The organism is Streptomyces sp. NPDC059247 (assembly GCF_042754005.1).
Lineage (GTDB): Bacteria > Actinomycetota > Actinomycetes > Streptomycetales > Streptomycetaceae > Streptomyces.
In genome coordinates, this window is the sequence record NZ_JBHYZW010000028.1 from 13,764 (window position 1) to 37,515 (window position 23,752).

Below are 23,752 nucleotides of genomic sequence, written 5' to 3' on the forward strand. Positions count from 1 at the left end.
GGCCGTGGCTCGGTGGTCGCGGCGGTACGCGACGACGGCGGCGAACGCCTCCTTCGACTCCCGCGGCGGCCCCGGGGCGGGTGACGCCCGCGCGGTCCTCGGGGGCCTTGACGATGCCGTGGTCGGCGAACACGAAGGCGTCCTCGCCGTCGAGGGCCTCCGGGAGCCGACGGACGCGGGCCGTCCGCCCCGCCCCGCCTCGTCGCGGGCGTGAGCCCCGTTCAACCGCACAGCCACAGCCACAGCCACCGTTACCGCGGACAGTCACCGCCTCGCCGAGGGACGCGTTCGCCCGTTCACTGAGCCCGGCGATCCGGTCCACCACCCCCGTCGGGCCGCAGCACCTCCGCCACCCGCTCGCTCGCCCCGCTCGTCCCCGGTGCCACCGGGCAGGAACCCCTCGCTCATGAGGCTCGTCCCGGCTCCGGTGACGAGGGCGACCCCGCCGCCCCGCCGGAGCCGTTCGGTCCGCCCCGCGCAGCCCTCGGACAGCGTCGGCGGCTTCCCGGCGTCGGCTGATCCGGGGGACATGTGTGTCCGGTCTTGTGGCCGCGCTCCGTCCGCCTTTATAGTCAGCATGACTCTTAAGGAGGGGGTGTGGGGCTCGTGAGCACGACGGAATCCCGGACCCCGTTCCTCCACCGGACCGGGTCCCGCGTCGGCACCCGCCCCCGGACCGTCTTCACCGCCCCCGCCCCGCGCGGCCGGTGGACCTGGACCCACGGGGGTGGACCAGGCTCCGACCCCCTTCCGGGGCGCCGCACCACGCGCCTCGGAAGGGCACGGCCGTGCGCGGCGGGGCCGGTGAGGACACCGGGAGCCGCCCGCGCGCTCGAAGACGTACGGACCCCGGGAGGCGTACGGGCCTCCGGAGACGCGAGGGCCTTCGGAGGCCCGGGGGCTTCCGGAGTCGTACGCGCGCTCGAAGGCCCCCGCGCCTCCGGAGCCGTACGCGCCCCCGGCCCCCGGCGGACCGGGTCCGCCCCCGTCCCGCCGTCCGGCCGGGCCGCCGCCCGCCCCCGCCGCCCGGCCGTCCCCGCGAGGGCCGACGCGTGAAGCGTTACGGGCACGGGCTGGTCGTCGGCAGGTTCCATCCGCCGCACGCCGGTCACCACCACCTCGTCGCCACCGCGCGCGAGCGCTGCGAACGGCTCACCGTCCTCGTCCGCTCCTCCGCCGCCGACTCCCTGCCCCTCGACGAGCGCGTCGCCTGGATGCGCGAGACGCACCCCGACGCCCTCGTCGTCGGCACCCCCGTCGACGGCGCCGACACCCCGGCCGCCCGCACGGCCGTCCTCCGGGCCGCCGTGCCCGAACGCGTCGACGCCGTCTTCACCTCCGCGACCCACCCGGAGGAGCCGGGCCGGGGTCTCGGCGCCGCCACCGTCCGCGTCGACTCCGGACACCTCGGCGTCCCGGCCTCCGCAGCCGTCCGCGCCGACCCCGCGGGCTGCTGGGACCACCTCGCGCCGCCCGTGCGCGCCGCCCTCACCCGGCGGATCGTCGTCCTGGGCGCCGAGTCCACCGGCGCCACCACCATGACCCTCGCCCTCACCGGCCACTACCGGCGGCGCGGCGGGGTCTGGGCCCGCACCCGGTACGTGGCCGGGCACGAGCACGACACCCCCGGACCCCCCGGCGCCCGCCACCACGACCGCCCCCCGCGCTCCGTCGACTTCCCCGTCCTCGCCCAGTGCCGGGCCGAGCGGGAGGAGGAGGCCGCCCGCGACGGCGCGCCCGTCCTCTTCTGCGACACCGACACCGACGCCTTCGCCACCACCATCTGGCACGAGCGCCACACGGGCACCACCAGCCCCGCCGTCGGCGAGATCGCCGCCCGGGGCCGCCAGCACCTCTGGCTGCTCACCGACCACCGGGGCGTCCCGTACGAGCCCACCGGGGACACGGCCCGCCGGGACGGCGACCGGCTGCGGCCCTGGATGACCGCCCGCTTCCTCACCCAGCTCACCCGCACCGGCCGCCGTACGGCCGTCCTCACCGGCCCCCACGAGGAGCGGCTCGCGGCGGCCGTCGCCGCCGTCGACGCCCTCCTCGCCGAGGGCTGGGGCCTCACCGAACCGCCGGAGGAACCCCGATGAACGGCCACCGGACACCCCAGGGGTACGACCCCCGCGCCTTCGAGCCCTTCGCCGTCACCGTGGACCTCGCCGTCCTCACCGTCCGCGAGGAACGCCTCCACGTCCTCCTCGTCGAGCGCGGCCGACAGCCGTACGCCGGAGCCTGGGCGCTGCCCGGCGGCTTCGTCCTGCCCCGCGAGTCCGCCGAGCTGGCCGCCCGCCGCGAACTCGCCGAGGAGACCGGGCTCTCCGACACCACCGTCGCCGGACTCCACCTCGAACAGCTCCGCACCTATAGCGCACCGGAGCGAGACCCGAGGATGCGGGTCGTCTCCGTCGCCTTCACCGCACTCGTCCCCGACCCGCCCGAACCGCGCGGCGGGGGCGACGCGGCCCAGGCGCGCTGGATGCCGTACGACACGGTCCGGGGGCTGGCCTTCGACCACGACCGCATCCTCGCCGACGCCCACGAGCGGGTCGGCGCCCGACTGGAGTACACCTGTCTCGCGACCGCCTTCTGCCCGCCCGAGTTCACCCTCGGCGAGCTGCGGCAGATCTACGAGACGGTCTGGGGCGTCCCGCTCGACCGCCCCAACTTCCGGCGCAAGGTCCTTGCCACGCCCGGTTTCGTCCGGGCCGTCGAAGGACCTCCGCGCCTCACCGGCGGACGGGGGAAACCGGCCGCTCTCTACCGGGCGGGCGGGGCCACCGCCCTCCACCCGCCACTGCTGCGACCGGAAGGACCGACCCCATGAACCCCACCCACCCCGCGACCAAACGCGCCGCCACCGGCGCCCTGATCGGCCTCGCGCTGGGCGACGCGCTCGGCTTCCCGACCGAGTTCGACGACGTGCCCGCGATCCTCGCCAAGACCGGACCCTGGCGGGAGATGGCCCTGCCCGTCAGCAACGGCACGGCGTACATCACCGACGACACCCAGATGACCCTCGCCCTCGCGAAGGCCGTCCGCACCGCCATGGACCTCGGCGTACTGGCCCCGGCGAGCCTGACCCGGCCCCTGCGGGAGGAGTTCGTCGCCTGGTACCACTCGCCGGAGAACAACCGCGCCCCCGGCGCCACCTGCCTCCGGGGCTGTGAACTCCTCGACGGCGACCGGCCCTGGCAGGACGCCAGCCAGATCGGCTCCAAGGGCTGCGGCGCCAACATGCGGGTCGCGCCCGTCGGGCTCGTCCCCGGGCTCAGCGACGAGCAGCGGGCCGGGGCCGCGCAGCTCCAGTCGGCACTGACCCACGGTCACCCCACCGCGCTCGCCGCCTCCGACCTCACCGCCCGCGCCGTCCACCTCCTCGCCCGGGGAGCCGACCCGGCGGGACTGGTCGGACAGCTCCGCTCGTACGCGTACGAGAACCGCTCCCGCTACCACGAGCACTGGCTCGGCGACCTGTGGACCCGCTCCCACGACGCCTCCGCCGAGTCCTTCGTCCGGCGCGGCTGGGACGAGTGCCTGGCCGTCCTGGAACGCCTGGACGCCGTCCAGCGCACGGCGGACCCGGAGCTCGACCCCTGTACGTACACCGGTGACGGCTGGATCGCCGAGGAGGCCCTCGCCACCGGCCTCCTCTGCTTCCTCCTCTTCCCCGGCGAACCCCTCACCGCCCTCCGCCGGGCCGCCTGCACCCGGGGCGACTCCGACTCGATCGCCGCCCTCGCGGGGGCCTTCGCCGGGGCCCACCTCGGTGGCGACGCCTGGCCGAAGGAGTGGGAGGAGCACATCGAGCACCGGAGCGACCTGCTGAGCTTCGGAGCGCTCTGGGACGCCTGATCCATGACGCTCACCCTGGACACCGCGGGCGCCGCGGGCACGGCCCTCGACACCGACCTCGCCGCCGTCGTGGCCGAACAGCCCGATCCGCTGCTCTTCGCGACCGTCTCCGGCGCCCATCTGTACGGCTTCCCGTCCCACGACTCGGACGTGGACCTGCGGGGCGTCCACCTGCTCCCGGTGGACGCCCTCGTCGGGCTCCGCGAACCCGAGGAGACCCGGGGCCGGATGTGGGACAGGGACGGCGTCGAGATGGACCTGGTCACCCACGACCTGCGGAAGTTCGTCCGGCTGATGCTCCGCCGCAACGGCTACGTCCTGGAGCAGCTCACCTCATCTGCCGACCCTCTTCGAGGAGGTCCCCGAGGCGCCCGCCCGGCTGCCCGGTCTCGTCGCCGCGAAGGCGGCGGCGGAACACGGGCCCGCCGAGGTGGACGTCGAGGAGGTCAGGGCCGAGACGGAGACCCTGCACGCCGTCCTCGACGCGGCCAGGGACGCGTCCGCCCTGGGCGAGGCACCGGACGCCCACGACCTCGTCGTACGGGCCCGCTTCGAGGCCTCCTGAGGCGCGCCCGCAGCGGCTCCGGGCCCCTCAGACCGAGGCGCGGCGGGCGCGGACCAGGAAGTCCTCGACCCTCGCGCGGTCCGGGGCGGCCGGGAGCGGGGTGGTGTCACGGGCGCGGTCGGCCTCCTCGCCGAGCCGGTTCATCCGGGCCTCGACCTCGGGCCAGGGCACCTCGCCGCGCTTGACCGCGAGCAGCGCCTCGCGGTCCTCGCCGACGTCGATCCGCAGCTCGCCGGTCCGCAGCAGGTCCCGGCAGCTCGCCAGGAGCCGCAGCAGGTGCATGGCGTGCTTCCAGCGCGGACGGCCGTACTGGCGCACGTCCGCCTCCAGCTTGCGGCGCTGGCCCCGCGCGTACCGGACGAAGGTGGTGTGGGCCTCCCGGGAGAGGAAGGCGCCGCGCAGCGAGAGCAGCTCCCGCCCGAGGGCGTCGGCGTGCTCGACGACGGGGGAGTGGAGGCACTCCAGGACGTTCGGGTTGTTGCGCAGGGCCAGCTCGCAGAACCGTTCCAGCTCCCAGCTGAACTGCTCCTCGGCGGGCCCCTCCACATGCGCCGGGGGCTTGTCGAAGCGCCAGAACAGCGGTGCCGGGGCGAGGTAGACGCCCCGGCGGTCCGTGTCGCTGTCCTCGGTCGCGAGACCGAACGCGCGGGAACCCATGACACAGGAGTAGATCGTGTGGTCGCGCACCAGTTCGTCCGGGGTCATGCGGCTCAGGCTACGCGAGCGTGATCTCCTCCCCGGAGACGGTGATCCGCTCCGCCGGGAGCGGCCGGGGCGCAGGCCCTCCCGCCACCGAACCGTCCGCGATCCGGTACCGGGAACCGTGGCAGGGGCAGTCGATCGTGCCGTCGGCGACCTTGTTCACGAGGCAGCCCTGATGGGTGCAGACCGCGGAGAACGCCTTGAACTCCCCGGCCTTCGGCTGGGTGACGACCACCTTCCGGTCGGCGAAGACCATGCCGCCGCCGACCGGGATCTCGGCGGTCCTGGCCAGGACGGCGCCCCCGGGAGCCTCCGACGCGCCGCCCGTCGCGGCCGGGGCGCTCGCCTCCGGGGTCCCGGTGTCCGTACCGCCCCCGCCGTTCGCACCGCAGCCCGTCGTCAGCGCGGCGGCGGTGAGCAGGACGGTACGGCGGCCGGTGGCGTGTGAAGTCATACGGCCAGCTTGGCGCCGGACCGGCGGCGGACCGGGCGACACGCCCCGGGGCGCGCCCGGAAGACCCCGCCCGGTCCCGTGTCCGGCCTTGTGTCCGGCCCTGTGCCCGTGTCCGGCCCTGTGCCCGTGCCCCGTCGGCTCGTGCTCGGCCCGGCTCAGTCCAGAGGGGACGGCCTACGCCCGGGGGACCAGCTCCCGGGCGCGGCCGTCCGCGTCCCGTCGTACCTCCAGGACCGAGGTGACCGCCGTCCGCTCCACTGGCCCGTACACGTGCGGGAACAGCGTCCCGCCCGATCCCTCCCGGCGGACCTCGGCGGTCAGCAGTTCCTCGTCGATCACCAGGACGAGCAGCGGCCCCGGCACTTCCCGGTAGTGGGCGTCCACGACCGCGAGGGCCGCCGGTCCGTCCTCCGAGCAGTGGACGAAGCCCTCGGCGGCGAGGGACGCGGGGGCGTAGGGGCCCTCGGGGGCGGCCGACCAGTCGGCCAGGGGTACGACGTGCAGGAGCATGTCGACAGTTCTACCGCGCGGTAGAGCCGCCGGGCGCACCGCCATCCGGTGGCGGAGCGCGCCTGTCCGGACGACATTGGGCGTGTTCCGCGCCAAGCGCGCGTATCGGATGTCCGCGCCGATGGAGCCGACAGAGCCGATGAAAAATTATGAATGCTGACGAATGCCGATGAAAGGGCATGGTCATGGCGGGTGACGGCCTCGGCGGTCTCCCTGGGAGCGTTCTCGGCGGCTCCGGGAGCGACGGCGGGCAGAGCGGTGGAGCGGGTGCCGTGCTCGGCTCCCTGACCGGCGCCCCCACCGGAGCCGGTGGTACGGGAACGGGCGCCGAGGCGGGCAAGGGCGCCGCCCGCCCCCCTGGGTGGCCCGCTCGGCGCCCCGCCCAAGCCCCCTCAGCTGCCCCGGCCCCTCGGAGCCCCGCTCGCTCCCTTCGGTGGGTCCCGACCCGCTCCGCCCGCTCCGGACCCACCGACCCGGACCGGCCCGCTCCCGGGCCAGCAGCGGTGAGGCGGCCCGTCAGCGGCGCCCGGATCGCCGAGGCGCGCCCGACGACACCCTGCGCCAGGTCCACCCGGGACGCCGGGGTCGGCTCGGAGGAGGCAGAGGGCCGGAGCGCGGGCTCGCCGCAGGCCGTCGGGCCCTCACCGGCTCGCTGCCCGAGGGCTCCCCGGGGGGTGCCGTCCGGCGGCAGCGGCGGGTTCCGGTCCGCCCGTCCGCCACGTCTCGCGGGGCGGGCGCCGCGCGACCCCGGACCGGGCCCTGACTAGGCTGAACGGAGCACTGACGCAGACGAGGGAGTCACGACGTGGCGGTACGAGCGGTCCGAGGAACCGTCCGGCGGGACCGGGACGGTGCCGTACACCCGTGTGAGCAGGGCGGGGAGCCGCTCGTCGGCCTCCACGGACACGACACGCCCGTCACCGGCGGCCCCCTCGGCGCCCGGTCCACCGCCGTTCCCGGAGGCCCCGGCGGCGGTCCAGCCGCCGCACGGACGGCAGCGGCACGGACGACCGCCGCCCGTACGGCAGGCGCGCGGACCTCGGACACCCCCCTGGTCCACGCCTCCGCCCTCCACGCCGAACGCCCGGCGCCCCCGCCCGCCCGCCCCCTCGCCCGCGTCGGGGCCGACCTCCCGAAGCCCCGGACCGCGCCCGCCCGCCCCGGCGCCGCGCCCGCCCTGCGCAAGGACATCACCCCGTGAGAACAGCGCTCGTCATCGGCACCGGACTGATCGGCACCTCCGCCGCCCTCGCCCTCGCGGGCCGGGGCGTCACCGTCCACCTCCGCGACCACGACCCGTCCCGTGCCCGTACGGCCGCCGCCCTCGGCGCGGGCACCGACGCGCCCCCCGAGGGCCCGGTGGACCTCGTCGTCGTCGCCGTGCCCCCCGCGCACGTCGCCGCCACCCTCGCCGAGGCCATGACCGCCGGGCTCGCCCGCGGCTACCTCGACGTCGCCAGCGTCAAGGGCGGCCCCCAGCGGGAGCTCGCGGCCCGGGGCCTCGACCTCACCTCGTACATCGGCACCCACCCCATGGCGGGCAAGGAGCGCTCCGGGCCCCTCGCGGGCACCGCCGACCTCTTCGAGGGCCGCCCCTGGGTCCTCACCCCCACCCGGGACACCGACACCGAGGTCCTCAACCTGGCCCTGGAACTCGTCGCCCTCTGCAGGGCCGTCCCCGTCGTCATGGACGCCGACGCCCACGACCGGGCGGTCGCCCTCGTCTCGCACACCCCGCAGCTGGTCTCCTCGATGGTCGCCGCGCGCCTGGAGGAGGCCGAGGAGTCGGCCGTACGGCTCTGCGGACAGGGCATCAGGGACGTCACCCGGATCGCCGCCTCCGACCCGCGCATGTGGATCGACGTCCTCTCCGCCAACCCGGGCCCGGTCGCCGACGTCCTCTCCGGCGTCGCCGCCGACCTCGACGAGACCGTCCGCGCCCTGCGCTCCCTCCAGTCCGGCGACGAGGACCGGCGCAGGGAAGGCGCCTCGGGCGTCGAGGACGTCCTGCGCCGGGGCAACGCCGGACGCGCCCGCGTCCCCGGCAAGCACGGCGCCGCCCCCACCGTCTACGAGACCGTCGTCGTCCTCATCAGCGACCAGCCGGGCGAGCTGGCCCGGATCTTCGCCGACGCGGGGCGCGCCGGGGTCAACGTCGAGGACGTCCGCATCGAGCACGCGACCGGGCAGCAGGCGGGCCTCGTCCAGCTCATGGTGGAGCCCTCGGAGGCCCCGGTCCTCGGCAAGGCGCTCCAGGAGCGCGGCTGGGCCCTGCGGACGGGCTGAGAGCACGGTCCGGCGGGGCCAGGACCCACCGGCCCCGCCGTCGGGACGGCGGGGCCGTCGGAGGGCCTCGGCCCGGCCGGACACGGCCTGGGCCGAACGGGTGCGTGGGACTCGGTAACCTTGTGGAGGCCCCCGCGACTCCGCCGGGCCCCGCCGCTCACCCCAGGAAGGTGTTCCCACCGTGGAATCCGTGATCGTCGCCATCGACGGGCCCTCCGGCACGGGCAAGTCCAGCACCTCGAAGGCGGTCGCCGTCGAGCTGGGGCTGAGCTACCTCGACACCGGCGCCCAGTACCGGGCGATCACCTGGTGGATGATCAGCAACGGTGTGGACGTCCACGACGCCGACGCCGTGGCCAACGCCGCCGCCAAGCCCGTCATCGTCTCCGGTACGGACCCGGCCCGGCCCACCATCACCGTGGACGGTGCCGACGCCGCCGGTCCCATCCGGACCGAGGAGGTCACCTCCAAGGTCAGCGCCGTGAGCGCTGTCCCCGAGGTGCGGACCCTCATCACCGAGCTGCAGCGCTCCATCGCGAAGAGCGCCGCGCACGGCATCGTCGTCGAGGGCCGGGACATCGGCACCACCGTCCTGCCCGACGCCGACCTGAAGATCTTCCTCACCGCCTCGCCCGAGGCCCGCGCCGCCCGCCGCTCCGGCGAGCTGAAGGGCGCCGACGTCAGCGCCACCAGGGAAGCCCTGGTCAAGCGGGACGCGGCCGACTCCAGCCGGAAGACCTCCCCGCTCGCCAAGGCCGACGACGCCGTCGAGGTCGACACCACCGAGCTCACCCTCGACCAGGTCATCGAGTGCGTCGTCACCCTGGTGGAGGAGCGGCGCGCGGGCGTGCGGAACGGGGCGACCGCCCGGTGACCCCGCCCTCGGAGAAGGGCGCCGTCGTCGGCCGTCGCATCGGCATCGGGCTGATGTACGGCTTCTGGAGACCGCGCGTCCTCGGCGCCTGGCGGGTACCGGCCTCCGGCCCCGTCATCCTCGCCGTCAACCACGCGCACAACATCGACGGCCCCATGCTCATGGGCACCTCGCCCCGGCCCGTGCACTTCCTCATCAAGAAGGAGGCGTTCGTCGGCCCGCTCGGCGGCTTCCTGAAGGGCATCGGGCAGGTCGAGGTGGACCGCGGAAGCACCGACCGCACCGCGATAGCGGGCGCCCTGGGCGTCCTGGAGCAGGGCGGCGTCCTCGGAATCTTCCCCGAGGGCACCCGGGGCGAGGGCGACTTCGCCTCGCTCCGCTCGGGACTGGCGTACTTCGCCGTCCGTGGCGGGGCGCCGATCGTCCCGGTCGCGGTGCTCGGCAGCACCGACCGCAGAGGACGGCTGGTCAAGGGCCTGCCTCCGCTGCGCGGCCGTGTCGACGTCGTCTTCGGCGACGCCTTCGAAGCGGGCGACGGCTCCGGCCGCCGCACCCGCAAGGCGCTGGACGAGGCCACCGTACGCATCCAGGGGAAGCTCACCGGCCACCTGGAAAACGCCAGGCGCCTCACCGGGCGCTGAGCGAGACTCTCAGTAGTGGGCCCCGCGGCCCGGGGACCCACCGACCACGAATGATCAAGGAACGGACTTCATGAACGACCAGCACGACCACGGGGCACTTGGCGACGCCGAGTACGCGGAGTTCATGGAGCTCGCCTCCGAAGAGGGCTTCGACATCGACGAGGTCGAGGGCGCGATCGAGGAGGCCGGTCACGGCCCGCTCCCCGTCCTCGCCGTCGTCGGCCGGCCGAACGTCGGCAAGTCGACCCTGGTGAACCGCATCATCGGCCGCCGCGAGGCCGTCGTCGAGGACAAGCCGGGCGTCACCCGCGACCGCGTCACCTACGAGGCCGAATGGGCCGGACGCCGCTTCAAGATCGTCGACACCGGCGGCTGGGAGCAGGACGTCCTCGGCATCGACGCCTCCGTCGCCGCCCAGGCGGAGTACGCCATCGAGGCCGCCGACGCCTGTCTCTTCGTCGTGGACGCCACCGTCGGCGCCACCGACACCGACGAGGCCGTCGTCAGGCTGCTCCGCCGCGCCGGGAAGCCGGTCGTCCTCGCCGCCAACAAGGTCGACGGACAGTCCGGCGAGGCCGATGCCACCATGCTGTGGTCCCTGGGCCTCGGCGAGCCGTTCCCCGTCTCCTCGCTGCACGGCCGCGGCACCGGCGACCTCCTCGACGAGGTCCTCAAGAAGCTGCCCGAGGCCCCCGAGCAGCGCTTCGGCGACGCGGTCGGCGGCCCCCGCCGCATCGCTCTCATCGGCCGCCCCAACGTCGGCAAGTCCTCGCTCCTCAACAAGGTGGCGAACGAGGACCGGGTCGTCGTCAACGAGCTGGCGGGCACCACCCGCGACCCGGTCGACGAGCTGATCGAGCTCGGCGGCGTGACGTGGAAGTTCGTCGACACCGCGGGCATCCGCAAGAAGGTCCACCTCCAGGAGGGCGCGGACTACTACGCCTCCCTGCGTACGGCCGCCGCCATCGAGAAGGCGGAGGTGGCCGTCATCCTCATCGACACCACCGACAACATCTCGGTGCAGGACCAGCGCATCATCACGACGGCGGTCGAGTCGGGCCGTGCCATCGTCATCGCCTACAACAAGTGGGACGAGCTGGACGAGGAGCGCCGCTACTACCTCGAGCGCGAGATCGAGACCGAGATGCAGCAGGTCTCCTGGGCCCCCCGGGTCAACGTCTCCGCCAAGACCGGCCGTCACATGGAGAAGCTGGTCCCGGCCATCGAGACCGCGCTGGCGGGCTGGGAGACCCGTGTCCCCACCGGTCGGCTCAACGCCTTCCTCGGTGAGATCGTCGCGGCCCACCCGCACCCGGTCCGCGGGGGCAAGCAGCCCCGCATCCTCTTCGGTACGCAGGCGGGCACCAAGCCGCCCCGCTTCGTGCTCTTCGCCTCCGGCTTCCTGGAGGCGGGCTACCGCCGCTTCATCGAGCGCCGTCTCCGCGAGGAGTTCGGTTTCGAGGGCACCCCGATCCACATCTCGGTGCGGGTGCGCGAGAAGCGCAGCCGCAAGAAGTAGCCGCCGGGGAACCGGACACGGCAGAGGGCCGGGGCGTACGACACGCCCCGGCCCTCTGCCGTCCCCCCGGTGCCCTCAGTAACCCCGGCGGGGCCCCGGTGGCAGCGCCGCCTGCGCGGGGGGCTGCGCGGACCACGCCGGAGGATGCGCCGTGTACCGGTGGTACGGCTGCCCGGTCCCGTACAGGCCCGTGCTCACCTGCGTACCGAAGGCCCGGAATCTCAGCTCCTCCTCGTTGCTGCGATCACCCGGCAGGGTGCGGAACGACCTGCGGTACTCCGCGTACAGGGCGTCGTAGATCGGCGTGGGCGAGCCGCCGGGGGAGTCGTCCCGCGCGGGGCGCATCGCGGGGATCGGATTCGGGTACGGGGGGCGGAACGGGTCGTATGAGTGCACGTAGGTGCCAACGACCCCGCCGCCCGTCGGATGCGGGCGGCTCTCCGAAAGGGGCGCACGCCGGGGGCGCGGAACGGCCGGGGTCCCGCCCCCCACCGGGCCTCCCCGTCGCCCGCCCGCCGCGCCGCCCGCGCCTTCGCCCGCCGGTCCCGAGGGCCCGGGACCGAAGGGCGGCCCGGAACCTCCCGTCCGTCCTATGGCGGGGCGGCCGTCCTCCATCAGGTACCGGCCAGCGGCATCGCGGCGGCGACCAGCCGCCCGTTCGCCGCCGCCTTCTCCAGGGCGTCGCGCAGCAGGTCCTCGCGCGGCTGCTGGCCGATCGAACCGACCGGGGCGGCGAAGACGAGCACCGTGTGCGACTTGTTGGCCGCCGCGCGCCAGCCCTCGGTGACCTGGAGGGGCTGGTGCGCCTGCCACCAGGCGGCCTGCCCCGCGCCGCCGGGACCGGGCTGGAGCACGGAGTGCAACTGGCCCATGGCGACCAGGACGGACCAGCCGGGCAGCACCCCGGGCTTCTCGTTGAGGTCCCCGACGGGATGGAAGCCCTGCTCGGCCAGGAGCGGGAGGAACTCGTCGGTCAGACCGTCCGTACCGGGACGGGCGACCGGCGCGGTCGGCTCCACGACCAGCGCCGGGTGCAGCTCGCCCTCGATCAGGACGAGACCGCTGGTCACCCCGAGCACCGCCTGCTCGGGGTGGGCGGCGGACAGCGCGTCGGCGGTGTCCGCCGCCGTGATGGAGGCCACGGCGCCCTGGAGCTGCTCCTCGGCGACCCGGACGACCTGCGACGGGATGCAGCTGGCGTGGGCGAAGGCGAGGACCGCGGTCTCGTCGCCGACGAACAGCACCGTGCTGGTGCGCTCCTGGTCGGAGTCGCCCGGCGTGCGGCAGGAGGTGCAGTCGTAGCTGCCCGGGGTGTTGTCACCGGCGAGCAGCCGGTCCGCTTCTTCGTCGCCGATCTCGGCGCGTACGTCCTCGCTGACGTCGAGCATGCGCGGCACGGGGGACTCCCTGGACTAGACACGGGAGACGCCGGGCCGATCCCGGGCGTCTCATGCCGAGTTCAACGGGTCAGGCTCGGCGGGGGTCACGCGCGGAAGCCGGGGAACTTGCCCGGGGCGCGTGCGCCGGGGCGGGTGACTCCGACCGGGTGGGGTGCGCGCGGTGTTCCGCGCGGCACGGACCGGAGCCGCCCGGGGCTGCCTAGCCTGCCCCGATGTCGAAGATCCGATGGTGTACAGCCGGTTCCCTCGTGGTGTCGTCCGTGGCCGCGCTGCTGACCCTGGCCCCCGCTCCGGCCCGCGCCGGGGCCCCCTCCGCCGCGCCTCGGCACGTCTTCGACGGGCCCCGCGCCGCCGCCGCGCCCTCCTACCCCTGCGCCGCCGACCAATGGCCCTGGGGGTGCGTCGCCGAGTGCGAGTCCAACGGAGACTGGGACGCCAACACCGGCAACGGCTTCTACGGCGGACTCCAGTTCTGGCACCCGACGTGGGTCGAGCACGGCGGCCAGACGTACGCCCGGCGCGCCGACCTGGCGACCCGCCCGCAGCAGATCGCCGTCGCGGAGGAGGTGCTCCGCACCCAGGGCTGGGGCGCGTGGCCCGCCTGCGCGAAGCGGTACGGCCTGAGCGGGCGGGTCCACACCGTGCAGAGCGGCGACACCCTCAGCTCGATCGCCCGCCGCTTCGGCGTCGAGGGCGGCTGGCAGGCCCTCTACACGGCGAACCGGGAGCTGATCGGCGCCGATCCGGACCGGCTCGTCATCGGCACCATGCTGCGGATCGCACCCCTCTGAGACGGCGCCGGACCGTCTCCGGCACCCGCCCGGGCCCGCGCGGAGCGGCTCCGGCCACCGCCCCGGGCGGCCGTCCGCCACCGGCAAGTACAGTCGGGCGACCGATCAACTGACCGGGGGGAACCGGCAGCGCGATGCGAATCTCCTTTCTGCTCCACAACGGCTACCACTACGGCGGCACCATCCGGACGACCTTCACCCTCGCCGAGCAACTGGCGGGGCGTCACGAGGTCGAGATCGTCTCGGTGTTCCGCCACCGCGACCGTCCGCTCCTCGGGCTCCCCGCGGGGGTGACCCTGCGTCACCTCGTCGACGTCCGCAAGGACAGCCCGGGGTACGACGGCGACCACCCCGACTTCCACCGTCCCGCCGAGGTCTTCCCGCGCGGCGACGGACGCTGGAAGCAGTACAGCGCGCTCACCGACGCCCGGATCGGGGAGCACCTGCGCGGGGTCGAGGCCGACGTCCTCGTCGCCACCCGCCCCGGGCTCAACGTCCACCTCACCCGGCAGGCCCGGCGCGGTCCCGTCCTCGTCGGCCAGGAACACCTGATCCTCGACGGGCACAGCCACCGGCTGCGCCGGGACATCCGCCACGAGTACCGGCTCCTCGACGCCGTCACGACCGTCACCGAGGCGGACGCCCGCGCGTACCGGCGGCTCGGGCTGCCCGGCGTACGGATCGAGTCCGTGCCCAACAGCGTGCCCGCGCCCTCGGCGGGGCCCGCCGACCCGGCGTCGAGGACCGTCGTCGCCGCCGGACGGCTGACCCGCGTCAAGCGGTACGACCTGCTGATCGACGCCTTCGCCGAAGTGGCCGCCGACCACCCCGACTGGAAGCTGCGGATCTACGGTTCCGGGGACGCCGTGCAGGACCTGAAGGGGCCGCTGACCCGGCAGATCGAGAGCCGGGGCCTCGGCGGGCAGGTCTTCCTCATGGGTTCGGTGACCCCGCTCGAACCGGAGCTGGCCAAGGGCTCGATCGCCGCGGTGACCTCGCAGCGCGAGTCCTTCGGCATGACCATCGTCGAGGCGATGCGCTGCGGACTGCCGGTGGTCTCCACGGACTGCCCGCACGGGCCGCGCGAGATCGTGGAGGACGGGGTGGACGGCTTCCTGGTGCCGGTGGACGACACGGCCGCCTTCGCGCGGGCGCTGCGCGGGCTCGTCGAGGACGGGGAGCTGCGCGCCAGGACCGCGCGCGCGGCACTCGCCGCGTCCGAGCGGTTCGACCCGGCCAGGATCGCCGCCCGGCACGAGGCCCTGTGGACGGAACTGGTCGAGCGGGGCGCGAGGGCCCGCACCCACACACCGGCGAGGGCGGCGGCCCACCGGCTGACCGGCCGGGCCGTCGACGCCGTCTACACCCTGAAGGCGAAGGCCGGCCGCCAGGTCCGCCGCTTCCGCTGACCGGACAGGGCCCCGGTCGGCGTGCGCCGGGACCACCGGCCGGATCGGAGCCGGGCACGTCCCGTCCGTACCCCGGGCGCGCGTGCGCCGGGGGCGCCCCAGGCAGGGCGCGGACGGTGCCCGCCCGGCGGGACCTCGCCGCCCGGCCGCCCGCCGCCCCGGCGGCATCGCGGCATCCCCGGGTTCCTCGCGGACCGGACCTGTCCGCGAGGGCTGGGAGACTCGGTGCCATGTTGGAGACCTCGGCACGCCTCTTGCGTCTGCTCTCGCTGCTCCAGGCCCACCGGGAGTGGTCCGGGGCCGCGCTGTCCGAACGGCTCGGGGTCACGCCCCGGACCGTCCGGCGGGACGTCGACCGGCTGCGCGCCCTCGGATACCCGGTCAACGCCAGCCCCGGCACCGGTGGCGGCTACCAGCTCGGCGCCGGGGCCGAACTGCCGCCGCTGCTCCTCGACGACGAGGAGGCGGTGGCCGTGGCGGTGGGTCTGCGCGCCGCCGCGGGGCAGGGCGTCGAGGGCATCGGCGAGAGCTCCGTACGGGCCCTGGCCAAGCTGGAGCAGGTTCTGCCGGGGCGGCTGCGGCGCCGGGTGAGCGCCCTCAACGCCTTCACCGTGCCCATGCTGCGCACCCCGCGCGAGCGGATCGACCCGGCGGTGCTCACCGGACTCGCCCACGCCTGCCGGGACGCGGAGCTGCTGCGCTTCGAGTACCGCGACCACGGCGGGACGGTCACCCGCCGGACCGCCGAGCCGCACCGCCTGGTGTGCAGCGAACGCCGCTGGTACCTGGTGGCCTGGGACGTGGACAGGGAGGGCTGGCGGACCTTCCGGGCCGACCGGATCGTGCCCACCCCGCCGCACGGTCCCCGTTTCCCGCCGCGCGAGCCGCCCGCCGATGACCTGGCCGCCTATGTGGCGAAGGGCGTGTCCACCGGCGTGTACCCGACCACGGCGACCGTCCGGCTGCGCGTGCCGCTCGCGGTGGCCGCCGAGGCGGTCGGCGCGGCCGACGGGGTCCTCACGGCGGAGGGCGAGGACAGCTGTCTGCTGCGGACCGGCGCCCACAGCCTGGACGTGATGGTGATCCACGTGTCGATGATCGGCTTCGACTTCGAGGTGATCGATCCGCCGGAACTGGCCGACCGGGTACGGGCGCTCAGGGATCTGCTGTCCCGCGCCCTCGACCGGTCCGGCGGTGCCTTCGACCGGTCCGGCGAAGGGCCCGCGGGGGACGCGTGAGCCGCCTTCGTCCGCGCGCGGTGAACTCCCGTCCTTCGTAAGCATTCTGTAAGGGAAGCGTGAGCGGCTCGCGGGGGACGTCGTCGGGCAATTCCGCGGGGAGCTCGGCGGGGACGGGGAATTGCGCGCGTTCCGGCCCGCTTTCCGTGATCTTCGTACGCACCGGCGGACCGTGCGCGGAATTGCCGGAGAAGCGGCCGAAAACCGCCCTTCCCGGTGACCGGCGGTGAACCAAACATATGTCGAGAACTTGTGACACAAGCGTGACCGCTGAAGGACTAACGTGAGGGTCATGGCACCCACACCGCACACTCCCCGTCCGTCCGGCGACGCCCCCGAGTCCTATGTGGGCCTCGGTGCCGACCGAGCCGAGCGGCTCGCCAGGTCCCGGGGGTGGACCACGGTCAGGTCCCTGCCCCCCGGCTCGATCGTCACCATGGAGTACCTCAAGGGACGCCTCAACTTCGAGGTCGAGGGCGGCACCGTCACCCGCTGCTGGGCGGGCTGACCGGCGGGCACGGAGAAGGGCCCCGGCCGATGACGGCCGGGGCCCTTCCTGGTACGGGGGCGGATCAGCCCCGGGTCGCCGGGGTGCGGCGCCCGCCGGCCACTCCCACCGGCTCCTCCGCGCCCTGCTGACGCGGCGGGAAGAACCCCGGACGCGGGCCGCCGGAGGCCACCGGCAGCGAGGGGACGAGACGGCGGCGGTCCCGCAGCCGCTCCCCGATCCGGTCGCGCACGGCCAGGATCCGCGACTCCGCCACCGCGATGACCGGCTCGCACCAGGGCAGTGCGAGGAGGACGAGGAGCCCGGCGGCCCAGCCGAGCAGGACGTCGCTCAGCCAGTGGGTGCCCAGGTAGACGGTGGTCAGGCCGACGCCGAGCGCGACCACGGCGGAGAGCGCCGACAGATAGCGCCTGGCCCGGGGCGTGGTGGCCAGATAGGCGAGGATGCCCCAGGTCACGACCGCGTTGGCGGTGTGACCCGAGGGGAATATGTCGCCGCCGGCGAAGAGTTCGGCCGAGCCGATCTGCGTCGCGTAGTGGGGGCCGAGACGGCCGAGTCCGAGTTTGACCGCGCCCACCGAGACGTTGAGCAGCAGCAGGGCGGCGCCGAGGCAGAGCAGCGGGCGCAGCCTGTGCTGGCGCCAGGAGCGCCAGCCGAGCCAGGCGGCCACCATGACGGCCGTGGGGCCGCGCTGGCCGAGGACGACGAAGTAGTCGAGGAAGCCGTGCAGCTCGGGCCACTGCTGGTAGGGCCGGAAGAGCATGATCTTCCAGTCCAGGGTCACCAGCCAGGTCGACAGCAGGACTGCCACGACGATGGCGAGATAGAACGCCGACGTCCCGCCGAAGAGGGCGAGACGCGTGCGGGTCATCCCCGGGACCTCTATCTTCGGCGGTTCCGGCTCCCGGTCCAGCCGGGCAAAGATGTCGGTACGCACCCAATCGACGTTACAGGGAGTGAGAAGCAGACCCGGTCGATCCGCTCCCTTCGTGATGTTGATGTGATGTGGAACAGGTCTCATCGGGCGGCCTATTCCAGGCGTCCGTCAGGAAATCGGATGACCTTCCGCCCTAATTCCGGAGGGGTGAATCCGGAAGGGTGTTTGAGCGTACGGAATTCGTTTCAAACGTCTGTCCGTACGGAATTCCATGCGACGCGCGGACGGCCCGAGTGGCGTACGCCACACCACGAGCTCCGCCGGGGTGAGAGCTGCGCCACGCGCTCGAGGCTTGAACTCGCGTACGCTGACGGCTCGCTCGCCCGTCGATGCCGGACCGCCCCGGGGCCATACGCCCTGGTCAGGACCCGCCGAGCGCGAGAGTTCCACTGGGAGGTACGTACATGTCGCGGACGCACACGGCCCCAGCACGACCGCGTGCCGCCGACGGCGGTGCCAACCGCTGGGTCGTCCTCGTCGTCCTCTGCGTCAGCCTCCTCCTGGTCGCCCTCGACGCGACCATCCTCCATGTCGCCGTCCCCTCGCTCACCGAGGACCTGCGGCCCAGCTCCACCGCGCTGCTCTGGATCGTCGACGCCTACCCCCTGATCTGCGCCTCCCTCCTCATCCTCTTCGGCACCCTCGGGGACCGGGTCGGACGGCGCAGGGTCCTCCTGCTCGGCTACGGGCTGTTCGGCATCGCCTCGGCGGTCGCCGCGCTCGCGACCACCCCCGAGGTGCTGATCGCGGCCCGCGCGCTGCTCGGCGTCGGCGGCGCCATGATCATGCCCGCCACGCTCTCGATCCTCCGCGCGGTCTTCCCCGACCGCCGGGAGCGCGCCACCGCCATCGGCGTCTGGACCGCCGTCGCCGCCATAGGGGCCGCCGCCGGGCCCGTCCTCGGCGGCTTCCTCGTCGAGCACTACTGGTGGGGCTCCGTCTTCCTCATCAACATCCCGCTGATGGCCCTCATCCTGCCGCTCGGCCGCCGCCTCCTGCCCGAGTCCCGGGGCTCCGCCGACGGCCCCTGGGACGTCCTCGGTGCCCTCATGGCCGCCGCGGGCGTCCTCGGCTGCGTCCTCGGGGTGAAGCGCGCGGGCGCGGGCGACCCCGTCCTGGCCCTGCCGACCGCCGGTCCGCTGCTGATCGGCGCCGCCCTCCTGATCCTCTTCGCCCGGCGGCAGAAGCGGCGCCCGCACCCGCTCATCGACATGCGGCTCTTCTCCCGGACGGCCTTCACCACCTCGGTCGGCTGCATCGTGCTCGCCATGCTGGCCCTGGTCGGCCTGGAACTCATCGCCGTCCAGTACCTCCAGCTGGTCCTCGGCCTCAGCCCCCTGGAGACCGGGCTGCGGCTGCTCCCGCTGACCTTCGCCGCCATGGCCGCCGGTGCCACCGGCTCGTACACCCTGCGCAGGATCGGGCCCCGGCGGATGGTCGGCTGGGGCTTCGTCCTGACCGCCGTCGCCGTGCTGCTGCTCACCCTGATGGGACAGCACGACCGGCCGCTGCTGCTCACCACCGGTTTCGTGCTGCTCGGCTTCGGCCTGCAGACCACGCTCTTCTCGGCGTACGAGTCGATGCTCAGCGAGGCGCCGCAGCGGAGCGCGGGCGGGGCGGCGGCGATCGGCGAGACCTCGTACCAGCTCGGCGCGGGCATGGGCATCGCGCTGCTCGGCAGTGTGATGAACGCGGCGTACGCCCCCGGGCTCGCCACGGTCCCCGGGGTCCCGGCGGAGGCGAGCAGGGCGGCGGCGAACTCGCTCGGCGAGGCCTACCAGGTCGCCGGACAGCTCGGCGGCGCGGCGGGCGGGGCCCTGCACCAGGCGGCCCGGCACGCCTTCGTGAACGGGCTGCACGTCACGCTCTTCGTGAGCGCGGGGCTGCTGCTCCTGGGCGCGCTGATGGCCCTGCGGCTGCCCCTGGCGATGGAGTGTCCGGCCGATCCCGATCCCGATCCCGCCGGGGCGGAGCCGACGCGGGCGCCGGACTCCGGGACGGACGCGACGGCCGGAGCCGACGCGAAGGACGGGAAGACCGTGCCGGACGGGAAGACCGTGCCGGACGGGAAGACCGTGCCGGGTGGGACGGCCGTGACGGGCGCGGTGGACGGTGTCGCCGGGCCGCGGGTGCCCGCGACCCGGGAAGCGATCGAGCCCGCCGGCTCGGGGCGTCCGGGGCACTGACCCCGGAGGGGTGCCCGGCCGGTCCGGCGGACCCGTTCAGCTCTGGTTGAAGAAGCCGTCCTCGCGGCGGCGGCCCGCGTCACCGGTGATGATCCGGGTGTCGGCCGGGGTCAGCAGGAAGACCCGCGTCGCCACCCGCTCGATCGAACCGCGCAGGCCGAAGGCGAGACCGGCGGCGAAGTCGACCACGCGCTTGGCGTCGTTGCCCTCCATCGCGGTCAGGTTCACGATCACCGGGACACCGTCCCGGAAGAGCTCGCCGATGCCCCGGGCGTCCCGGAAGCCGTCCGGGGAGACGGTGGCGATCCGGCGGCCCCGGTCCTCGGCGGTGTCCGTGGCCACCCGGACCCGGGGGTCCGTCACCCAGGCCTCGCCGCTCTCGGCACCGTCGGCGTACTCGTCGTCGTAGTAACGCTCGTCGTTGTCCTCGACGAGTCCCAGCCAGGCACTCGCCTTGCGCACCGATCCCATGGAGGCCTCCTTTCAGCGCGGTCACTTGTGGTTCCGCAATCCCTATCGTCGACCATGATGCGGATCGCGCGCCAAGTGGATAGTCGGCGCGCAGGGGATTCGTGACGGTACTGGTGCAGAACGTGAGCGACATTTGCTGGCGAATCGTCAGGAAACATAAGGTATACGGCCGCTGAGGGAGGGCCATGCAGATGAAAATATGAAAGTCGGTCCGGAAGGGTGACGATGGGCGCGTACGGGTGAACGCGCCGCTCGCCCACGATGCCGCGAGGCCGCTCACCGGCCACTCGGAATCGGCCAGACCATGACTCACGGGGGAGTCCTTGTTCGGAATCGTCAGACCCTGCACGCACCGTCTCACCGACGGCCTCAAGACGGAGTGGATGGCCCACCTCTGCGGCCTCTGCCTCGCCCTGCGCGCCGATCACGGGCAGTTCGCCCGGATCGTCACCAACTACGACGGGCTCATCGTCTCGGTCCTGACGGAGGCTCAGACCGGTGCGACGGCCACCGGACGCCGCACCGCCGGGCCCTGTCCGCTGCGCGGGATGCGCACCGCGCCCGTCGCCCGGGGCGAGGGCGCCCGGCTCGCCGCCGCCGTCTCCCTCGTCCTCGCCTCCGCGAAGGTGCGGGACCACGTCGCCGACCGCGACGGCCTGTTGGCCCGCCGCCCGGTCGCCGCCGCCGCACGCCGGGTCGCCCGCTCCTGGGACCGGGCGGGCGCGCGGACCGGCCGGACCCTCGGCTTCGACACCGCCGTCCTCGTCGACGCCGTCGACCGGCAGACCGGCATCGAGACCCTCGCCGGACCCGGCACCCCGCTCCTCGCCGTCACCGAACCCACCGAGACCGCCACCGCCGCCGCCTTCGCGCACACCGCCGTCCTCGCCGGACGGCCGGGGAACGCCGGACCGCTCGCCGAGGCGGGACGGCTCTTCGGCCGCCTCGCCCACCTCCTGGACGCCGTCGAGGACCAGAGCGCCGACGCGGCGCGCGGCGCCTGGAACCCGCTCACCGCGACCGGCACCTCCCGGGCGGAGGCCCGCAGGCTCGCCGACGACGCCCTGCACGGCGTCCGGCTCGCCCTGAGGGACGCCGAGTTCACCGACGGCAAGCTGGTCCACGTCCTGCTCGCCCATGAACTGCGCACCTCCGTCGACCGCGCCTTCGGCACCACGAGCTGCTCCCACACCGCCCAGGGAGCGGGCCGGGGGCACGCGTACGGCCAGGGGTCCGGTCACGACGCCCGGGAACCGGTCGCGGGCGGCCCGTACGCCTCCCCGGGGGCGGGCGGCCCCGTCCCGGGCAACCCGTACGCGCCCCAGGGCCCCGGCGGCCCCGGCGGGCCCTGGGTGCCCGGTCCCGGCGGACCCGGTGGCCCCGGCGGACCGCTGCCGCCCGGACCGCCGGACCGGCGCGGGCTCATGGCCGGGTGCGCCCTCTGGATCGGTATGGCCTGCACCTGCCAGATGTGCTGCGGGACCTTCGAGGACCCCTGGAGCAGACAGCGGCGCGAGGGGCTCTGCGAGCAGTACGCCCCCAGCGACTGCTGCGATTGCTGTGACTGCTGCGGCAACTGCTCCTCGTGCTGCGAGGGCGACGGCTGCTGCGGTGACTGCGGCGGCTGCGACTGCGGCTGCAACTGCTGACGGGCGCCGGTACCGGGCGGGTCCCGGACCGGGCTGGGCCCCGAGCAGGGCGGGTCCCGGGCCGGACGGGCCCCGGACCGCGTGGGTCCCGAGCAGGGCAGGCCCCGGACCGCATGGGTCCCGGGCCGGACGGGCGCAGGACGGGCTGGGTCCCCGGGCCGGGCGGGCGCAGGACGGTCGGGATCCCGGGCCGGGCGGGTCCACCGCCGGGCGGTCCCCGGGCCGGGCGCTCCGGCTACTTCGTCGGCGCCGGGATCTCCGGCGGGGAGATCCGCGAGGTCTCGATGCCCGACCCCGTCACCCCCCACTTCCTCAGGATCCGGTCGTACGTGCCGTCCGCCTTCAGGCCGTTGACCGCGGCCTGGAAGGCGGGCGCGAGCGCCGTGCCCTTCTTGAAGGCGAAACCGACGTCGAGCCGCCGGTACTCGTTGAGGAACTTCACGTTCCGCTGCTGTGTCACCGCGTACCGCACGCCGTTGATCGTGTTCATCACCACATCGCTGCGGCCCTGCTGGAGCGACATCCAGATCGCCCCCGTCTCGCTGTAGACGTTCACCTCGTACGCCGGCTTCCCGGCCCGCGCGCACCGGTCCTTGTTCTGCTCCAGGGTCCGTTCGAAGGTGGTGCCCGCGTTCACGGCCACCTTCAGACCGCACAGCTGCGTCAGGTCCGTGACCGCCTTCAGGGAGCTGTCCGCCCGGCTCGCGAAGCCCTGGCCGTCGTTGATGTACGTCACGAAGTCGATGGCCTTGCGCCGCTCCTCCGTCACCCCGAAGTTCCCGGTCCCCACGTCGTACTTGCCGCTGCCCAGCGCGGGCAGGATCGCCTCGAAGCCGACCACCTCGCGCTTCACCTCGAGGCCGAGCGCCTTGCCCACGGCCGCCGCGAAGTCGGCGTCCACCCCGACCACGGTCCTCCCGTCGGGCAGATACGCCGAGCTGGGCGGAGTCGCCACCGAGGAGGCCAGCGTGAAGCTGCCCCGCCCGCGCACGTCGGCGGGGAGCAGCCGCACCGCCGCCTCGTTCCTCCGCACCCCCGCCACGACGTCCTCGGTCGGCAGCGTGCCCTTCCCCGCGGCCGGAGCGCCCGCCGCCCCGGCGGGGGCCGTCGCGGGCTGACCGCCGGCGCAGGCCGTGAGGCCGAGCGCCGCCGCGGTGATCAGACCGAACGCGAGGGCGGTGCGGGCGGTGCCGGAACTCGTACGCGTACTCATGGCTTCGGGTTCTCCAGGAATTTCTCGAACGGCAGCGGGCCGATCGACTCGGGATCGGCGGACACGTCGAAGAGCGGGCGGTAGCCGCTCGCCAGATAGAGGCCCTTGGCCTCCGGCTGACGTGGTCCGGTCGTCAGATAGAGACGGGAGTAGCCGCGGTCGGCGGCGTCCCGTTCGAGCGCGGCCAGGACCTGGCGGGCGAGACCGCGCCTGCGGTGCGCCGAATGGGTCCAGATCCGCTTCAGCTCGGCGGTCCGGTCGTCGTAACGGCGGTACGCGCCGCCCGCCACGGGCCCGCCCCGCTCCAGGAGGAGCAGGAAGGCGCCGTGCGGAGGGGCGAACTCCGCCGCCGGATAACGGCTCAGATCGTGCGCGGAGCCGTACCGGGACAGGTACTCGTGCGCCAGTTCGTCGAGGAGCGGGCGCGCCAACGGGTCGTCGGCCGTGGTCCTGCGCACGGACAGCGCGGACTCACGGTGGGGTGTGAGAGGCATGGGTCTCTTTCGGGTGAAGAGAGCCGGAAAAGGTGGGGCGAGGG

Annotated in this window: 24 protein-coding genes and 1 pseudogene; 16 read left to right on the forward strand and 9 right to left on the reverse strand. The window is 74.4% G+C overall.

Features of this window, described 5'->3' with window-relative positions; all coding sequences use genetic code 11:
• The first annotated feature begins 4 nt into the window (after positions 1-4).
• From ACFXGN_RS30125 to ACFXGN_RS30145, 5 genes and pseudogenes are all read left to right on the forward strand, one after another.
• A complete protein-coding gene (locus ACFXGN_RS30125) occupies positions 5-214 on the forward strand; it encodes a hypothetical protein (protein ID WP_384865173.1) in 210 nt (69 codons plus the stop codon).
• Between the two features lie 838 nt (positions 215-1,052).
• Positions 1,053-2,099 carry an AAA family ATPase gene (locus ACFXGN_RS30130; RefSeq protein ID WP_384865175.1) on the forward strand — a complete coding sequence of 349 codons (1,047 nt, stop codon included), beginning with the start codon at positions 1,053-1,055 and terminating at the stop codon, positions 2,097-2,099.
• On the forward strand, positions 2,096-2,833 hold the full coding sequence (locus ACFXGN_RS30135) for an NUDIX domain-containing protein (RefSeq protein ID WP_384865177.1): 738 nt from the start codon (positions 2,096-2,098) through the stop codon (positions 2,831-2,833). Before ACFXGN_RS30130 ends, ACFXGN_RS30135 begins: the two co-directional genes overlap by 4 nt.
• Positions 2,830-3,861, forward strand: coding sequence for an ADP-ribosylglycohydrolase family protein (locus ACFXGN_RS30140; protein ID WP_384865179.1), 1,032 nt, complete (start codon positions 2,830-2,832; stop codon positions 3,859-3,861). Before ACFXGN_RS30135 ends, ACFXGN_RS30140 begins: the two co-directional genes overlap by 4 nt.
• 3 nt (positions 3,862-3,864) lie before the next feature.
• Positions 3,865-4,426 (forward strand): annotated as a pseudogene (locus ACFXGN_RS30145) (DNA polymerase beta superfamily protein).
• A 27-nt stretch (positions 4,427-4,453) separates the two neighbouring features.
• Here the strand turns inward: ACFXGN_RS30145 and ACFXGN_RS30150 are convergent.
• The 3 genes from ACFXGN_RS30150 to ACFXGN_RS30160 form a co-directional block, all read right to left on the reverse strand.
• The gene (locus ACFXGN_RS30150; RefSeq protein ID WP_384865181.1) at positions 4,454-5,131 is read right to left on the reverse strand and encodes a DNA polymerase beta superfamily protein; all 678 of its coding nucleotides are present in this window, start codon (positions 5,129-5,131) and stop codon (positions 4,454-4,456) included.
• Positions 5,132-5,141: 10 nt separating this feature from the next.
• Positions 5,142-5,582 carry a Rieske (2Fe-2S) protein gene (locus tag ACFXGN_RS30155; RefSeq protein WP_384865183.1) on the reverse strand — a complete coding sequence of 147 codons (441 nt, stop codon included), beginning with the start codon at positions 5,580-5,582 and terminating at the stop codon, positions 5,142-5,144.
• Positions 5,583-5,756: 174 nt separating this feature from the next.
• Positions 5,757-6,092: a DUF952 domain-containing protein gene (locus ACFXGN_RS30160; protein ID WP_384865185.1), complete on the reverse strand. Its 336-nt coding sequence runs from the start codon at positions 6,090-6,092 to the stop codon at positions 5,757-5,759.
• A gap of 805 nt (positions 6,093-6,897) precedes the next feature.
• Here ACFXGN_RS30160 and ACFXGN_RS30165 point away from each other — a divergent pair.
• The 5 genes from ACFXGN_RS30165 to der all read left to right on the forward strand — a co-directional run bounded on the left by ACFXGN_RS30165 (position 6,898) and on the right by der (position 11,412).
• Complete coding sequence (locus ACFXGN_RS30165) at positions 6,898-7,293, forward strand: chorismate mutase (RefSeq protein ID WP_384865187.1); 396 nt, start codon at positions 6,898-6,900, stop codon at positions 7,291-7,293.
• Complete coding sequence (locus ACFXGN_RS30170) at positions 7,290-8,378, forward strand: prephenate dehydrogenase (RefSeq protein ID WP_384865188.1); 1,089 nt, start codon at positions 7,290-7,292, stop codon at positions 8,376-8,378. The genes ACFXGN_RS30165 and ACFXGN_RS30170 overlap by 4 nt, the downstream gene beginning before the upstream one ends.
• Before the next feature lie 190 nt (positions 8,379-8,568).
• The gene (gene cmk, locus ACFXGN_RS30175; RefSeq protein WP_384865240.1) at positions 8,569-9,252 is read left to right on the forward strand and encodes a (d)CMP kinase; all 684 of its coding nucleotides are present in this window, start codon (positions 8,569-8,571) and stop codon (positions 9,250-9,252) included.
• Positions 9,189-9,893 carry a lysophospholipid acyltransferase family protein gene (locus ACFXGN_RS30180; protein WP_384865190.1) on the forward strand — a complete coding sequence of 235 codons (705 nt, stop codon included), beginning with the start codon at positions 9,189-9,191 and terminating at the stop codon, positions 9,891-9,893. Before cmk ends, ACFXGN_RS30180 begins: the two co-directional genes overlap by 64 nt.
• 70 nt (positions 9,894-9,963) lie before the next feature.
• Positions 9,964-11,412 (forward strand): ribosome biogenesis GTPase Der, encoded by a 1,449-nt coding sequence (der, locus tag ACFXGN_RS30185; RefSeq protein WP_351788969.1) that lies wholly within the window; start codon positions 9,964-9,966, stop codon positions 11,410-11,412.
• Positions 11,413-11,487: 75 nt separating this feature from the next.
• On the opposite strand, the gene ACFXGN_RS30190 is transcribed toward der, so the two are convergent.
• Together ACFXGN_RS30190 and ACFXGN_RS30195 are read right to left on the reverse strand one after the other, a co-directional pair.
• Positions 11,488-11,757 (reverse strand): hypothetical protein, encoded by a 270-nt coding sequence (locus ACFXGN_RS30190; protein ID WP_384865192.1) that lies wholly within the window; start codon positions 11,755-11,757, stop codon positions 11,488-11,490.
• 269 nt (positions 11,758-12,026) lie between these two features.
• Positions 12,027-12,809, reverse strand: a complete 783-nt coding sequence (locus ACFXGN_RS30195) for a hypothetical protein (protein WP_384865194.1) — start codon at positions 12,807-12,809, stop codon at positions 12,027-12,029.
• 215 nt (positions 12,810-13,024) lie between these two features.
• On the opposite strand from ACFXGN_RS30195, the gene ACFXGN_RS30200 reads away from it, so the two are divergent.
• The 4 genes from ACFXGN_RS30200 to ACFXGN_RS30215 all read left to right on the forward strand — a co-directional run bounded on the left by ACFXGN_RS30200 (position 13,025) and on the right by ACFXGN_RS30215 (position 16,758).
• Positions 13,025-13,603 carry a transglycosylase family protein gene (locus tag ACFXGN_RS30200; RefSeq protein WP_384865196.1) on the forward strand — a complete coding sequence of 193 codons (579 nt, stop codon included), beginning with the start codon at positions 13,025-13,027 and terminating at the stop codon, positions 13,601-13,603.
• Positions 13,604-13,737: 134 nt separating this feature from the next.
• The gene (locus ACFXGN_RS30205) at positions 13,738-15,012 is read left to right on the forward strand and encodes a glycosyltransferase (protein ID WP_384865198.1); all 1,275 of its coding nucleotides are present in this window, start codon (positions 13,738-13,740) and stop codon (positions 15,010-15,012) included.
• A 230-nt stretch (positions 15,013-15,242) separates the two neighbouring features.
• Positions 15,243-16,250, forward strand: a complete 1,008-nt coding sequence (locus ACFXGN_RS30210; protein WP_384865199.1) for a helix-turn-helix transcriptional regulator — start codon at positions 15,243-15,245, stop codon at positions 16,248-16,250.
• A 292-nt stretch (positions 16,251-16,542) separates the two neighbouring features.
• The gene (locus ACFXGN_RS30215; RefSeq protein WP_384865201.1) at positions 16,543-16,758 is read left to right on the forward strand and encodes an I78 family peptidase inhibitor; all 216 of its coding nucleotides are present in this window, start codon (positions 16,543-16,545) and stop codon (positions 16,756-16,758) included.
• A gap of 64 nt (positions 16,759-16,822) precedes the next feature.
• Here the strand turns inward: ACFXGN_RS30215 and ACFXGN_RS30220 are convergent, their stop codons facing one another.
• Complete coding sequence (locus ACFXGN_RS30220; protein WP_384865203.1) at positions 16,823-17,695, reverse strand: phosphatase PAP2 family protein; 873 nt, start codon at positions 17,693-17,695, stop codon at positions 16,823-16,825.
• Between the two features lie 404 nt (positions 17,696-18,099).
• Between ACFXGN_RS30220 and ACFXGN_RS30225 the strand changes: the two genes are divergently transcribed.
• The gene (locus tag ACFXGN_RS30225) at positions 18,100-19,881 is read left to right on the forward strand and encodes an MFS transporter (protein ID WP_384865205.1); all 1,782 of its coding nucleotides are present in this window, start codon (positions 18,100-18,102) and stop codon (positions 19,879-19,881) included.
• 36 nt (positions 19,882-19,917) lie between these two features.
• Here ACFXGN_RS30225 and ACFXGN_RS30230 read toward each other — a convergent pair whose 3' ends face one another.
• Entirely contained in the window at positions 19,918-20,352 is a 435-nt protein-coding gene (locus ACFXGN_RS30230) for a cell division protein SepF (protein WP_384865207.1), read from the reverse strand.
• 323 nt (positions 20,353-20,675) lie between these two features.
• Between ACFXGN_RS30230 and ACFXGN_RS30235 the strand changes: the two genes are divergently transcribed.
• Positions 20,676-22,001: a DUF5685 family protein gene (locus tag ACFXGN_RS30235; RefSeq protein WP_384865209.1), complete on the forward strand. Its 1,326-nt coding sequence runs from the start codon at positions 20,676-20,678 to the stop codon at positions 21,999-22,001.
• Positions 22,002-22,236: 235 nt separating this feature from the next.
• On the opposite strand, the gene ACFXGN_RS30240 is transcribed toward ACFXGN_RS30235, so the two are convergent.
• Positions 22,237-23,214, reverse strand: coding sequence for an ABC transporter substrate-binding protein (locus ACFXGN_RS30240; RefSeq protein ID WP_384865211.1), 978 nt, complete (start codon positions 23,212-23,214; stop codon positions 22,237-22,239).
• Entirely contained in the window at positions 23,211-23,708 is a 498-nt protein-coding gene (locus tag ACFXGN_RS30245) for a GNAT family N-acetyltransferase (RefSeq protein WP_384865213.1), read from the reverse strand. The genes ACFXGN_RS30240 and ACFXGN_RS30245 overlap by 4 nt, the downstream gene beginning before the upstream one ends.
• Positions 23,709-23,752: the final 44 nt, after the last annotated feature.